The organism is Pseudalkalibacillus berkeleyi (genome assembly GCF_021608225.1).
Lineage (GTDB): Bacteria > Bacillota > Bacilli > Bacillales > Fictibacillaceae > Pseudalkalibacillus > Pseudalkalibacillus berkeleyi.
Map to the genome: position 1 here is coordinate 19,125 of NZ_JAKIJS010000004.1, position 12,133 is coordinate 31,257.

20 protein-coding genes are annotated in these 12,133 nt (G+C 42.6%); all 20 read right to left on the reverse strand.

The annotated features are described in order from the left end of the window. Window positions 1-17: 17 nt before the first annotated feature. A complete protein-coding gene (gene rpsN / locus L2716_RS17220; protein WP_047990173.1) occupies window positions 18-203 on the reverse strand; it encodes a 30S ribosomal protein S14 in 186 nt (61 codons plus the stop codon). A gap of 21 nt (window positions 204-224) precedes the next feature. Continuing rightward, window positions 225-764 (reverse strand): 50S ribosomal protein L5, encoded by a 540-nt coding sequence (gene rplE, locus L2716_RS17225; protein ID WP_236338419.1) that lies wholly within the window; start codon window positions 762-764, stop codon window positions 225-227. Between the two features lie 26 nt (window positions 765-790). Next, window positions 791-1,102 (reverse strand): 50S ribosomal protein L24, encoded by a 312-nt coding sequence (gene rplX, locus L2716_RS17230; RefSeq protein ID WP_236338708.1) that lies wholly within the window; start codon window positions 1,100-1,102, stop codon window positions 791-793. A 54-nt stretch (window positions 1,103-1,156) separates the two neighbouring features. Next, the gene (rplN, locus tag L2716_RS17235) at window positions 1,157-1,525 is read right to left on the reverse strand and encodes a 50S ribosomal protein L14 (protein ID WP_236338421.1); all 369 of its coding nucleotides are present in this window, start codon (window positions 1,523-1,525) and stop codon (window positions 1,157-1,159) included. Window positions 1,526-1,573: 48 nt separating this feature from the next. Continuing rightward, the gene (gene rpsQ / locus L2716_RS17240) at window positions 1,574-1,837 is read right to left on the reverse strand and encodes a 30S ribosomal protein S17 (protein ID WP_236338423.1); all 264 of its coding nucleotides are present in this window, start codon (window positions 1,835-1,837) and stop codon (window positions 1,574-1,576) included. Window positions 1,838-1,858: 21 nt separating this feature from the next. After that, on the reverse strand, window positions 1,859-2,062 hold the full coding sequence (gene rpmC / locus L2716_RS17245; RefSeq protein ID WP_225067063.1) for a 50S ribosomal protein L29: 204 nt from the start codon (window positions 2,060-2,062) through the stop codon (window positions 1,859-1,861). Then, window positions 2,052-2,486: a 50S ribosomal protein L16 gene (gene rplP / locus L2716_RS17250; protein WP_236338425.1), complete on the reverse strand. Its 435-nt coding sequence runs from the start codon at window positions 2,484-2,486 to the stop codon at window positions 2,052-2,054. The genes rpmC and rplP overlap by 11 nt, the downstream gene beginning before the upstream one ends. 1 nt (window position 2,487) lies before the next feature. Then, window positions 2,488-3,147, reverse strand: coding sequence for a 30S ribosomal protein S3 (rpsC, locus tag L2716_RS17255; RefSeq protein ID WP_236338428.1), 660 nt, complete (start codon window positions 3,145-3,147; stop codon window positions 2,488-2,490). 3 nt (window positions 3,148-3,150) lie between these two features. Next, a complete protein-coding gene (gene rplV, locus L2716_RS17260) occupies window positions 3,151-3,492 on the reverse strand; it encodes a 50S ribosomal protein L22 (RefSeq protein ID WP_236338445.1) in 342 nt (113 codons plus the stop codon). A gap of 20 nt (window positions 3,493-3,512) precedes the next feature. Next, on the reverse strand, window positions 3,513-3,791 hold the full coding sequence (gene rpsS / locus L2716_RS17265) for a 30S ribosomal protein S19 (protein WP_236338447.1): 279 nt from the start codon (window positions 3,789-3,791) through the stop codon (window positions 3,513-3,515). 57 nt (window positions 3,792-3,848) lie between these two features. Then, window positions 3,849-4,679: a 50S ribosomal protein L2 gene (gene rplB, locus L2716_RS17270; RefSeq protein WP_236338457.1), complete on the reverse strand. Its 831-nt coding sequence runs from the start codon at window positions 4,677-4,679 to the stop codon at window positions 3,849-3,851. A gap of 27 nt (window positions 4,680-4,706) precedes the next feature. Continuing rightward, window positions 4,707-4,997: a 50S ribosomal protein L23 gene (rplW, locus tag L2716_RS17275; protein ID WP_236338459.1), complete on the reverse strand. Its 291-nt coding sequence runs from the start codon at window positions 4,995-4,997 to the stop codon at window positions 4,707-4,709. Then, entirely contained in the window at window positions 4,997-5,620 is a 624-nt protein-coding gene (gene rplD / locus L2716_RS17280) for a 50S ribosomal protein L4 (protein WP_236338461.1), read from the reverse strand. Before rplD ends, rplW begins: the two co-directional genes overlap by 1 nt. 17 nt (window positions 5,621-5,637) lie before the next feature. Next, window positions 5,638-6,276, reverse strand: coding sequence for a 50S ribosomal protein L3 (gene rplC, locus L2716_RS17285; protein ID WP_236338463.1), 639 nt, complete (start codon window positions 6,274-6,276; stop codon window positions 5,638-5,640). Window positions 6,277-6,316: 40 nt separating this feature from the next. Then, window positions 6,317-6,625, reverse strand: coding sequence for a 30S ribosomal protein S10 (gene rpsJ, locus L2716_RS17290; protein WP_236338473.1), 309 nt, complete (start codon window positions 6,623-6,625; stop codon window positions 6,317-6,319). A 661-nt stretch (window positions 6,626-7,286) separates the two neighbouring features. Then, on the reverse strand, window positions 7,287-8,477 hold the full coding sequence (gene tuf, locus L2716_RS17295; protein ID WP_236338484.1) for an elongation factor Tu: 1,191 nt from the start codon (window positions 8,475-8,477) through the stop codon (window positions 7,287-7,289). A 119-nt stretch (window positions 8,478-8,596) separates the two neighbouring features. Continuing rightward, window positions 8,597-10,678 (reverse strand): elongation factor G, encoded by a 2,082-nt coding sequence (gene fusA / locus L2716_RS17300; protein WP_236338496.1) that lies wholly within the window; start codon window positions 10,676-10,678, stop codon window positions 8,597-8,599. A gap of 52 nt (window positions 10,679-10,730) precedes the next feature. Continuing rightward, window positions 10,731-11,201, reverse strand: coding sequence for a 30S ribosomal protein S7 (gene rpsG / locus L2716_RS17305; protein WP_236338498.1), 471 nt, complete (start codon window positions 11,199-11,201; stop codon window positions 10,731-10,733). Window positions 11,202-11,263: 62 nt separating this feature from the next. Next, window positions 11,264-11,686, reverse strand: coding sequence for a 30S ribosomal protein S12 (gene rpsL / locus L2716_RS17310; protein ID WP_226552394.1), 423 nt, complete (start codon window positions 11,684-11,686; stop codon window positions 11,264-11,266). 115 nt (window positions 11,687-11,801) lie between these two features. Continuing rightward, the gene (locus L2716_RS17315; protein WP_236338500.1) at window positions 11,802-12,050 is read right to left on the reverse strand and encodes a 50S ribosomal protein L7ae-like protein; all 249 of its coding nucleotides are present in this window, start codon (window positions 12,048-12,050) and stop codon (window positions 11,802-11,804) included. Window positions 12,051-12,133: the final 83 nt, after the last annotated feature.

Here is a 12,133-nt window from a genome sequence, read left to right on the forward strand (position 1 = left end):
CCTTCCCATCAATGGGTTTACCAGCTAGCTTTTTTGACGCCAGGGATTTGACCTTTATATGCAAGTTCGCGGAAACAAATTCTGCAAAGCTTGAATTTACGAATTACGGAATGCGGACGTCCGCAGCGTTCACAACGCGTATATTCTTGTACTTTGTACTTTTGCGTACGCTTTTGTTTAGCGATCATTGATTTTTTCGCCACAGTTTTCCCTCCTTTGGCTCTTTATTTTTGAAACGGCATACCTACTTGAAGAAGTAGTTCGCGAGCCTCTTCGTCTGAGTTAGCAGTAGTTACGATAACGATATCCATACCGCGCACTTTATTGACCTTATCATAATCGATTTCTGGGAAAATAAGCTGTTCTTTCACGCCAAGTGTGTAGTTTCCACGTCCGTCAAATGATTTCTTAGAAACACCGCGGAAGTCACGTACACGTGGTAGAGAAACACTGATTAGCTTGTCAAGGAATTCGAACATACGCACACCGCGTAATGTAACCTTTGCACCGATCGGCATTCCTTCACGAAGTTTGAATCCAGCGATGGATTTCTTCGCTTTAGTAATTACCGGCTTTTGACCTGCTAGTTGAGTCAATTCTTCAACTGCTACATCAAGAGCCTTAGCGTTTGAAACTGCATCTCCGATTCCCATGTTAATAACGATTTTCTCGATTTTTGGAACTTGCATTACAGATGTATAATCGAACTTCTCTTGTAGAGAAGGAACAATCTCTTGTTTGTATCTTTCTTGTAGACGATTCATTCTAGGTAACCTCCTTTCACCAATGCTTATTTATCAAGAGCTTCTCCTGACTTTTTAGCAACACGAACTTTCTTTCCGTTCTCTTCTTTATAACCTACTCGGGTAGGCTCTCCAGACTTAGGGTCAATCGGCATAACGTTAGAAGCATGTACTGATGCTTCAACATTAAGGATTCCGCCTTGTGGATTATCTTGAGAAGGCTTAGCGTGCTTCTTAACAACGTTAATCCCTTCAACGATTACACGGTTTTGCTTCGGTAATGCTTGAAGGACAACACCTTGCTTCCCTTTATCTTTACCAGATATAACTTGAACCTTATCGCCTTTTTTCACGTGCATATTAGGCATAGCGACTTGCGCACCTCCTTACAAGACAAAGCTTGAATTCAATTTTTAAAGTACTTCTGGCGCTAATGAAACGATTTTCATGAATTGGTTGTCACGTAGTTCACGTGCAACTGGTCCGAAAATACGTGTTCCTCTTGGGCTCTTGTCATCTTTTACGATAACAGCTGCATTCTCATCGAAACGGATGTATGATCCGTCAGGACGACGCATTCCGCTCTTTGAACGTACAACAACTGCACGTACAACTTCACCCTTCTTAACAACGCCGCCTGGTGTTGCGGATTTAACAGAACACACAATCATATCACCGATGTTTGCATACTTGCGTCCAGATCCACCGAGGACCTTGATTGTTAGCAATTCACGAGCTCCAGAGTTGTCAGCAACTTTTAATCGAGACTCTTGTTGAATCATTTACGAGTACCTCCTTTCGGACTGAAGATATCGATCCGAAACTTTATATTAGATAATGATTGATTCTTCTACCACTTCTACTAAACGGAAACGCTTGTCCTTAGATAATGGACGAGTTTCCATGATTCGAACTACGTCACCCATCTTAGCAGTGTTGTTCTCGTCATGCGCTTTTAACTTCTTAGAGTATTTAACGCGTTTTCCGTACAATTGGTCATTCTTATAAGTTTCAACTAGTACTGTGATCGTCTTATCCATTTTGTCGGATACTACACGACCTACATATACTTTACGTTGGTTGCGTTCGCTCATTTTTTAAGTCCTCCCTTCAATTTAGGCGTTCGTAATTCCTAGCTCACGTTCGCGCAAAACAGTCTTTGCACGTGCAATGGCTTTACGGACTTCACGAATGCGGGCTGGATTTTCTAATTGGCCAGTTGCTAATTGAAAGCGAAGGTTGAATAGCTCTTCTTTAAGAGTTTTCACGTTCTGTTCGATTTCTGCAGTGGTTAAGTTACGGAAATCATTAGCTTTCATTTGTGTCACCACCCACTTCTTCGCGTTTTACAAATTTCGTTTTGATTGGAAGCTTGTGAGATGCAAGACGAAGTGCTTCACGAGCTACTTCCTCTGATACTCCAGCTATCTCAAACATAATCTTCCCAGGCTTAACAACTGCAACCCATCCTTCAGGAGCACCTTTACCAGAACCCATTCGGACTTCTAGAGGCTTAGCTGTATAAGGCTTAGAAGGGAAAATTTTAATCCATACTTTACCGCCACGCTTCATGTAACGCGTCATCGCGATACGAGCTGCTTCAATCTGGCGGTTTGTGATCCATGACGCTTCTACTGCTTGTAGACCGTATTCACCGAATGCGATTTCTTGGCCGCCTTTTGCACGTCCACGCATTTTACCACGGTGTTCTCTACGATATTTAACACGTTTTGGCATCAACATATTATTTTCCTCCTTCCTCTTGTTTCGTTCCTTTCGTTGGAAGGACTTCACCACGATAAATCCAGACTTTAATACCTAACTTACCGTAAGTTGTGTCTGCTTCGGCAGTACCATAGTCGATGTCTGCACGAAGTGTGTGAAGCGGAACAGTTCCCTCACTGTAGGATTCAGAACGAGCGATATCAGCGCCACCAAGACGACCCGATACTTCTGTTTTGATCCCTTTCGCACCTGCGCGCATAGCACGTTGAAGAGTTTGCTTCATAGCACGGCGGAACGAAATACGATTTTCAAGCTGACGAGCAATGTTTTCTGCTACTAGCTTAGAATTAAGATCTGCTTGTTTGATTTCAAAGATGTTTACGTGAACTCTCTTACCAGTAAGATCATTTAGGGATTTACGTAGAGATTCAACTTCAGAACCACCTTTACCGATGACCATACCTGGCTTAGCAGTTTTGATCGTGATGTTCACACGGTTTGCTGCACGCTCGATTTCAACTGTTGATACAGCAGCATCCTTCAAACGAGTTTCAATGTATTCACGAATTTTAATATCTTCATGTAAAAGATCTGCGTAGTCTTTGTCCGCGTACCATTTTGACTCCCAGTCACGGATGACACCGACACGAAGACCTATCGGATTAACTTTTTGACCCACGATTTATCCCTCCTTCTTTTCTGATACCACGATTGTAATGTGGCTTGTACGCTTATTGATGCGGCTAGCACGACCCATAGCACGTGGGCGGAATCGCTTCATAGTTACGCCTTCATCGACATAAGCTGACTTGATTACTAAGTTATTCGGTTCCATTTCGTAGTTGTGTTCTGCATTTGCGATCGCAGAGTTTAACACTTTTTCTACAATTGGAGATGCACCTTTATGCGTATGACGCAATATAGCAACTGCCTCTCCAACTTCCTTTCCTCGAATGAGATCGACGACTAGGCGAGCTTTACGAGGAGCAATTCGAACCTGTTTTGCAACAGCTTTAGCTTCCATTCGGAGTACCTCCTCTCTTGTTAACGTCTTGTTTTCTTATCATCAGCAGCGTGGCCTTTATACGTACGTGTTGGAGCAAATTCGCCCAACTTATGTCCGACCATGTCTTCTGAAACGTATACTGGCACATGCTTGCGTCCGTCATAAACTGCAATTGTGTGTCCTATGAACTCTGGAAAAATAGTAGATCGACGAGACCAGGTCTTAATAACCTTCTTGTCGCTGCTTTCGTTTAGAGTTTCAACCTTTTTCATTAAGTGATCATCTACGAAAGGTCCCTTTTTCAAACTACGACCCATTCTAGTACCTCCCTTCGCGATTGCGCTACGGTTCGTTTGAACCGTAGTTCAATCCCGTTATTTTTTGCGACGACGTACGATGTACTTGTCACTTGGCTTGTTCTTCTGACGAGTCTTGTAACCAAGAGTAGGTTTGCCCCAAGGTGACATAGGTGATTTGCGTCCGATTGGCGCGCGTCCTTCACCACCACCGTGTGGGTGATCATTAGGGTTCATAACAGATCCTCGAACAGTTGGACGTTTGCCCATCCAACGAGAGCGTCCTGCTTTACCAATGTTGATCAGTTCGTGCTCAAGGTTTCCTACTTGACCGATTGTTGCGCGGCAAGTTAATAGGATACGACGAGTTTCTCCAGAACGAAGACGAACCAATGCGTAACGTTCTTCTTTACCAAGAAGTTGTGCTTCAGCACCTGCAGAACGTACAAGTTGTCCTCCACGACCAGGCTTCATTTCGATATTGTGGATTGTAGTACCCACTGGAATATCTTTAAGTTCCTTCGCGTTTCCAGACTTGATGTCTGCGTCAGGGCCTGACATGATTTCTTGATCAACTTTCATACCTTTAGTTGCAAGGATATAACGTTTTTCTCCATCAGCATAGTGGATTAGCGCGATGTTTGCAGAACGGTTCGGATCGTATTCGATCGTAGCAACGCGTCCTGGTATACCATCTTTATTACGTTTGAAATCGATGATACGATACTTACGCTTATGGCCTCCACCTTGGTGACGAGTAGTAATACGCCCGTGGTTGTTACGTCCAGCTTTTTTGCTAAGCGGAGCTAACAACGACTTTTCAGGCTGGTCTGTTGTAATTTCGCTAAAATCAGATGACGTCATGTGACGACGGCCATTTGTGGTTGGTTTATACTTTTTGATAGCCATTTTACGGTCCCTCCTTTACGAGTAAGCTTATACTCCTTCGAAGAAATCGAGTTCTTTACTTTCGGAAGTCAACTGTACAATCGCTTTTTTGCGCTTTGAAGTATATCCGAAGTAACGACCTACACGTTTCTTCTTTCCTTTGTAATTTTGTGTGTTAACATTTTCGACTTTAACACCGAAAATTTCTTCAATTGCGTTTTTAATTTGGGTTTTGTTCGCACGAGGATCAACCTCGAACGTGTACTTTCTGTCACCCATGATTTCTGTAGTACGTTCAGTGATAACGGGGCGCTTGATAATTTCACGTGCGTCTGCCATTATGCGAGCACCTCCTCTACCTTTTCTACAGCATCTTTCGTCATAAATAGCTTATCGTGGTTAAGCACATCTAAGACGTTTACACCGTCAGCAGTGATCAGTGTTACTCCAGGGATGTTACGAGCAGATAAAGCTGCGAATTCGTTAACATCAGCTGTTACGAATAGTGCTTTAGTTGCTGTAGAGAAGTTTGCTAATACACTAGCCATTTCTTTCGTCTTTGGAGCATCAAATTTAAGATCTTCCAAGACTACCATGTTGTTTTCTTGTACTTTAGATGAAAGTGCAGATCTAACTGCTAAACGACGTACTTTCTTAGGAAGCTTGTAGCTATAGCTTCTTGGTGTCGGTCCAAATACCGTTCCACCGCCTACCCATTGTGGCGCGCGAATAGTACCTTGACGAGCACGTCCTGTACCTTTTTGACGCCAAGGCTTACGTCCTCCGCCTCGAACCGCAGAACGGTTTTTCACAGCGTGAGTTCCTTGTCGCTTTGCAGATTGTTGCATAACTACTGCATCAAAAAGTACGTTTTCGTTTGGCTCAATACCAAACACGTTGTCATTTAATTCAATATCTCCGATTTCAGATCCGGATTGATTATAAAGCGTTACTTTTGGCACCGGTGTATCCTCCTTTCTTACTTAGCTTCTTTTGCTTTAATTGCAGATTCTACAGTTACGTAGCTCTTCTTCGAACCTGGTACATTACCTTTGATTAGAAGTAAGTTGCGTTCTGTATCGATCTTAACGATTTCTAGGTTTTGAACCGTTACTTTCTTACCGCCCATGCGTCCAGGTAACTTCTTACCTTTGAATACGCGCATTGGGTCAGTTGCACCCATTGAACCAGGGCGTCTGTGGTAACGTGAACCGTGAGTCATTGGTCCGCGTGATTGTCCGTGGCGCTTAATTACACCTTGGAAACCTTTACCTTTTGATGTTCCAGTGACGTCTACACTATCGCCTTCCTGGAAAATATCTACTTTGACTTCCTGACCAACTTCATAACTTCCGATTTCAACGTCGCGAAGTTCTTTAACGTAGCGCTTAGGGTTTGTGTTTGCTTTTTCAGCATGGCCCTTTGCAGGTTTGTTTGTGCGAGATTCCTTCTTGTCAGCGTAACCGATTTGAATTGCCTCGTATCCGTCATTTTCAACTGTCTTCTTCTGTAGTACTACGTTAGAAGCAGCTTCAACAACAGTTACTGGAATTACTTCACCGTTTTCTGCAAAGATTTGTGTCATCCCGATCTTCTTACCTAAGATTCCTTTGGTCATTCGTCACACCTCCTATTATATGAATAAATAATTTGTTTTTTTATAGCTTGATTTCGATGTCAACGCCAGATGGTAGATCCAAACGCATAAGTGAATCAACAGTCTGAGGCGTCGGCTCGATGATGTCGATTAAACGCTTGTGCGTACGCATTTCGAATTGCTCACGAGAGTCTTTGTACTTGTGTACAGCTCTCAAGATTGTGTAAATAGACTTTTCAGTCGGTAATGGGATTGGTCCCGATACCTTAGCACCTGATCGCTTTGCTGTTTCAACGATCTTCTCACCAGATTGGTCTAGAATACGGTGATCATAAGCCTTTAAACGAATACGAATCTTTTGCTTTGCCATTATTTCCCCTCCTTCTCGTCCATTAGAATAGACAATTCTCAGTAGAAATTTCCCGAACGTTACCCGCCATGGCAAAGGGGCCGGGTGTGTCCGCAACCTTCTACTTCATCGCTAGATGGCCAACATTACTGATTATACTAGAGTTGCAACGGTTTTGCAATACCCCCGAGTAACAATCATGTCTCAGCCACACTTGAACAATTATAAAGGTTTTGCCTATGTTTTGCAAGGGTATTTTTGTAAAGAATTAATCTTGGCTTTGTCGACACTATTGTTATGATTTTTCAGGTGGGAATTGAGCTTTATATAAGAGTAATAATGTGTATGTGGCTATGTTGCAATTTGATGAAAGTATCCTTTCAGCTAAATTGAGCACGAATATGAATAAAATGAGTTAATTTTTACTGAAATCCGTGTTTATTCTTCTATTTTTCACTAGTGACAGCTATATTGGCACTCAACAATCAACTAGAAGGCCACACATTGAACAAAATTAAGTCATGATCTACAAAAATTGAGGATTATCTAGAAAAATGAGTATTTATCTAGAAAAAATCACGTTTTATCTAGAAAAGCGCTATTTACAATTGCAACTTCACCAATCAATAACGAAAAAAAAAGCACTCCTCGAAAGGAGTGCTTTTCTTGAAAAGTCTAATGACTATTCAACGATTGTTGAAACGACACCTGCACCTACAGTACGTCCACCCTCACGGATAGAGAACTTAGTGCCATCTTCAATTGCGATTGGCGCGATTAGTTCAACAGTCATTTCGATGTTGTCGCCAGGCATTACCATTTCAGTTCCTTCTGGAAGTGCAATTGTTCCAGTTACGTCCGTTGTACGGAAGTAGAACTGAGGACGGTAGTTTGCGAAGAATGGAGTGTGACGTCCACCTTCTTCTTTAGATAGTACATAAACTTCTGCTTTAAACTTCGTGTGTTGCTTAACAGTTCCTGGTTGAACAAGAACTTGTCCACGCTCGATGTCGTCACGTGAAACACCACGAAGAAGTGCGCCGATGTTGTCTCCAGCTTCAGCATAGTCAAGAAGCTTACGGAACATTTCTACACCAGTTACAGTTGTTTTCTTAGGTTGCTCTGTAAGACCTAGGATTTCGATTTCGTCTCCAACTTTGATCTTACCACGCTCAACACGTCCTGTAGCAACTGTTCCACGTCCAGTGATTGAGAATACGTCCTCAACTGGCATCATGAATGGCTTGTCGTGGTCACGTTCTGGAGTTGGGATGTACTCATCAACCGCGTCCATAAGTTCAAAGATTTTAGCTTCCCAATCAGCGTCTCCTTCAAGAGCTTTAAGAGCTGAACCTTTGATTACTGGTACGTCGTCACCAGGGAAGTCGTACTCAGAAAGAAGGTCACGTACTTCCATTTCTACTAGCTCAAGTAGTTCTTCGTCGTCTACCATGTCACACTTGTTCATGAATACAACAAGGAAAGGTACACCTACTTGACGAGAAAGTAGAATGTGCTCACGAGTTTGTGGCATTGGGCCATCAGCAGCAGAAACAACTAGGATTCCGCCGTCCATTTGTGCAGCACCTGTGATCATGTTCTTAACGTAGTCAGCGTGTCCTGGGCAGTCAACGTGAGCGTAGTGACGAGTGTCAGTTTCGTACTCAACGTGTGCTGTAGCGATTGTGATTCCACGCTCGCGTTCTTCTGGTGCACCGTCGATTTGGTCGTATGCACGAGCTTCACCTTTACCAGACTTCTTGTGAAGTACTGTAGTGATCGCAGCTGTTAGTGTAGTTTTACCATGGTCAACGTGTCCAATAGTACCAATGTTAACGTGGTCTTTGGAACGATCAAATTTTTCTTTTCCCATGAGTATGTTCCTCCTTTAAATATAAGTAGTAGTATTTTTTATTTGTAAGATAGGTGAAAGGTTAGTCTCACCTATCTTAGCTTACAATAAATGAAGTTTATTGTACAAGTCGTAAACGATTAGCCGTTTACTTTTTTAATAATTTCTTCTGAAATGGACTTTGGTACTTCTTCGTACTTTTCAAAGTGCATTGTATACGTTCCACGACCTTGTGTTCTTGAACGTAGAGTCGTAGCGTAACCAAACATTTCAGATAGAGGTACCATCGCTCGGATAACTTGTGCGTTACCGCGTGCTTCCATACCTTCAACTCGTCCACGGCGAGATGTAACATCTCCCATGATGTCTCCCATGTACTCTTCAGGAACAACAACTTCAACTTTCATCATTGGTTCAAGAAGTACCGGGCTACAATATTGCTTAGCGTTCTTAAGTGCCATTGATCCGGCAATCTTAAACGCCATTTCGTTTGAGTCAACATCGTGGTAAGAGCCATCGAAGATTGTCGCTTTAACGTCGATTACTTGGTAACCAGCAATCATACCGTTTTGCAATGCTTCTTCAACACCGTTTTGTACCGCTGGAATATATTCACGTGGTACAACTCCACCAACAATCTTGTTTACGAATTCAAATCCTGCGCCCTCTTCGTTTGGTTCGAACTCGATCCAAACGTGTCCGTATTGTCCACGTCCACCGGATTGACGTACGAATTTACCTTCAACCTTCGCACCTTTGCGAATTGTTTCACGGTAAGCAACTTGAGGAGCACCAACATTTGCTTCTACTTTAAACTCACGCTTTAGACGGTCAACAATGATGTCTAGGTGAAGTTCACCCATACCAGAAATAATTGTTTGTCCAGTCTCTTGGTTCGTTTCAGTTTTGAATGTTGGATCTTCTTCAGCCAATTTCGCAAGCGCGATACCCATCTTGTCTTGGTCAGCCTTTGACTTAGGCTCAACAGACAAGGAGATAACTGGCTCAGGGAAGTCCATAGATTCAAGAATAACCATGTCACCTTCGTCACAAAGTGTGTCTCCAGTGGAAGTATCCTTCAATCCTACAGCTGCAGCAATGTCTCCTGCATATACTGTTGAGATCTCTTCACGAGAGTTTGCATGCATTTGTAGGATACGACCTACACGCTCACGCTTGTTCTTCGTAGAGTTCTTGATGTATGAACCTGAATCTAGTGTTCCAGAGTACACACGGAAGAATGTCAGTTTACCAACGTATGGGTCTGTCATTACCTTAAATGCTAAGGCAGCGAAAGGACCATTATCATCAGCTTCACGAGTTACTTCCTTTTCTTCCTCATCTCCAGCGATGAAACCTTTAATTGCAGGTACATCTAGGGGAGAAGGTAAGTAGTCGATTGCAGCATCAAGTACAAGCTGAACACCTTTGTTTTTGAATGCTGAACCACAAAGTACAGGGTAGAATTCAACGTCTACTGTTCCTTGTCTGATTCCAGCTTTCAATTCTTCAGTTGTTAGCTCTTCACCTTCAAGATACTTCATCATTAGATCTTCATTTAATTCAGCAACTGCTTCTACAAGCTTTCCGTGGTATTCGTCAGCAAGTTCTTTGTATTCATCAGGAATATCTCTTGCAGTCGTACGAGTACCAAGGTCATCTTCATAGAAGTATGCCTTCATTTCAACTAGATCGATGATTCCTTCGAAGTCATCTTCAGCACCAATTGGAAGTTGGATCGCGTGTGCGTTTGCACCTAAGCGCTCGCGTAGTGTTCCAAGAGAATAGATGAAGTCTGCTCCGATTTTGTCCATCTTGTTAATGAATACAACACGTGGAACGTGGTAAGTCGTCGCTTGACGCCATACTGTTTCTGTTTGAGGCTCAACACCAGATTGAGCATCAAGTACCGCTACCGCACCATCTAGTACACGAAGTGAACGTTCAACCTCAACAGTGAAGTCTACGTGTCCAGGTGTGTCGATGATGTTAATACGGTGGTCGTTCCATTGAGCAGTCGTAGCAGCGGAAGTAATTGTAATTCCGCGCTCCTGTTCCTGCTCCATCCAGTCCATTTGTGAAGCTCCTTCGTGAGTTTCACCAATTTTGTGGATACGTCCTGAATAGAACAAGATACGCTCAGTAGTAGTTGTCTTACCGGCATCAATGTGAGCCATGATCCCGATATTACGCGTGTCTTTCAAGGAGAACTCTCTTGCCATTTGGGTCTTTCTCCTTCCTAAAGTGGGATTGATTATTTGTAAAGATAAGTTCTTACCAACGATAGTGAGCGAATGCTTTGTTCGCTTCTGCCATCTTGTGCATGTCTTCGCGCTTCTTCACAGATGCACCAGTGTTGTTTGCTGCGTCCATGATTTCATATGCCAAACGTTCTTCCATAGTCTTTTCACCACGAAGACGTGAGTAGTTTACTAACCAACGAAGTCCAAGTGTTGAACGACGCTCAGGGCGTACTTCAACTGGTACTTGATAGTTTGCACCACCAACACGACGAGCTCTTACTTCAAGAACTGGCATGATGTTCTTAAGTGCTTGGTCAAGTACTTCCATAGGATCTTGGTTTGTTTTCTCTTGAACGATGTTGAATGCATTATATAGTAGCGTTTGTGCAACACCTCTTTTTCCATCAACCATAATTTTGTTGATTAGGCGTGTCACAAGCTTAGATTTATAAATCGGATCTGGTAATACATCACGACGTTCTACAGGTCCTTTACGAGGCATGTGGTCCCCTCCTTCCATTTGTTGTTCATATTTAGTATAAGATTAAGTATTAACTACTTATCTTATTTCTTTTCGTCTTTAGGCTTCTTCGTTCCATACTTAGAGCGACCTTGACGACGGTCATTAACTCCAGCAGTATCAAGTGCACCACGAACGATGTGGTAGCGTACTCCTGGTAAGTCCTTAACTCGTCCTCCACGGATTAGTACTACGCTGTGCTCTTGAAGGTTGTGACCAATTCCAGGAATGTAAGCTGTAACTTCAATCTGGTTAGTCAAACGTACACGCGCGTACTTACGTAGTGCAGAGTTCGGTTTCTTAGGTGTCATTGTACCAACACGAGTACATACCCCACGCTTTTGAGGAGATGAAAGATCAGTGTTAGCTTTCTTGAAGCTATTGTAACCTTTGTTCAATGCTGGTGAATCAGACTTTTTACCTTTTGAATGACGTCCTTTACGTACTAATTGATTAATAGTAGGCATTCTATGTTTCCTCCCTTCTGTTCTAATAATTCCTAGCCCACACATCCAGGTGGTTCATTTTTGGACAAAATAAAGTTTTTGCTCAGGACGAACCAGTCGCCCTGGCAAAAACATTTTATCCTATTATCGCAACCGTTGCAGCCCCAACGTCAATTCCACAAGCTTTTCCAAGCTTTTTCATAGATTCAACATTTGAGACAGGAACGCTTTTATCTCTTGCGATGTGAACGACTTTATTCGTTACTCGCTGATCTGCATCATCCGCAACGATTAGCTCTTTCACTTCCCCATTCTGAAGGGCTTTTATTGTTTGCTTCGTGCCAACAATAACGTTTGTTGCCTGCATTACTTTTTCATAAGACATTTATTTCGATATCCTCCAAAGTTACAGGTTTTAGATGGAAGCACTACGTAATATTATCAAAATCGAAATATGTTGTCAACAAC

Bases quoted from the DNA above. Each gene is read 5' to 3' on its own strand.
- rpsG (WP_236338498.1), bottom strand. From the start codon at position 11,201: ATGCCTCGTAAAGGACCTGTAGAACGTCGTGATGTATTACCAGATCCG.
- rplE (WP_236338419.1), bottom strand. From the start codon at position 764: ATGAATCGTCTACAAGAAAGATACAAACAAGAGATTGTTCCTTCTCTA.
- rpsL (WP_226552394.1), bottom strand. From the start codon at position 11,686: ATGCCTACTATTAATCAATTAGTACGTAAAGGACGTCATTCAAAAGGT.
- rplV (WP_236338445.1), bottom strand. From the start codon at position 3,492: ATGGAAGCTAAAGCTGTTGCAAAACAGGTTCGAATTGCTCCTCGTAAA.
- rplX (WP_236338708.1), bottom strand. From the start codon at position 1,102: ATGCACGTGAAAAAAGGCGATAAGGTTCAAGTTATATCTGGTAAAGAT.
- rpmC (WP_225067063.1), bottom strand. From the start codon at position 2,062: ATGAAAGCTAATGATTTCCGTAACTTAACCACTGCAGAAATCGAACAG.
- L2716_RS17315 (WP_236338500.1), bottom strand. From the start codon at position 12,050: ATGTCTTATGAAAAAGTAATGCAGGCAACAAACGTTATTGTTGGCACG.
- rplN (WP_236338421.1), bottom strand. From the start codon at position 1,525: ATGATTCAACAAGAGTCTCGATTAAAAGTTGCTGACAACTCTGGAGCT.
- rpsS (WP_236338447.1), bottom strand. From the start codon at position 3,791: ATGGGTCGTAGTTTGAAAAAGGGACCTTTCGTAGATGATCACTTAATG.
- rpsJ (WP_236338473.1), bottom strand. From the start codon at position 6,625: ATGGCAAAGCAAAAGATTCGTATTCGTTTAAAGGCTTATGATCACCGT.
- tuf (WP_236338484.1), bottom strand. From the start codon at position 8,477: ATGGGAAAAGAAAAATTTGATCGTTCCAAAGACCACGTTAACATTGGT.
- rplC (WP_236338463.1), bottom strand. From the start codon at position 6,276: ATGACCAAAGGAATCTTAGGTAAGAAGATCGGGATGACACAAATCTTT.
- rplB (WP_236338457.1), bottom strand. From the start codon at position 4,679: ATGGCTATCAAAAAGTATAAACCAACCACAAATGGCCGTCGTCACATG.
- rpsQ (WP_236338423.1), bottom strand. From the start codon at position 1,837: ATGAGCGAACGCAACCAACGTAAAGTATATGTAGGTCGTGTAGTATCC.
- fusA (WP_236338496.1), bottom strand. From the start codon at position 10,678: ATGGCAAGAGAGTTCTCCTTGAAAGACACGCGTAATATCGGGATCATG.
- rplW (WP_236338459.1), bottom strand. From the start codon at position 4,997: ATGGCAGACGCACGTGAAATTATCAAGCGCCCCGTTATCACTGAACGT.
- rplP (WP_236338425.1), bottom strand. From the start codon at position 2,486: ATGTTGATGCCAAAACGTGTTAAATATCGTAGAGAACACCGTGGTAAA.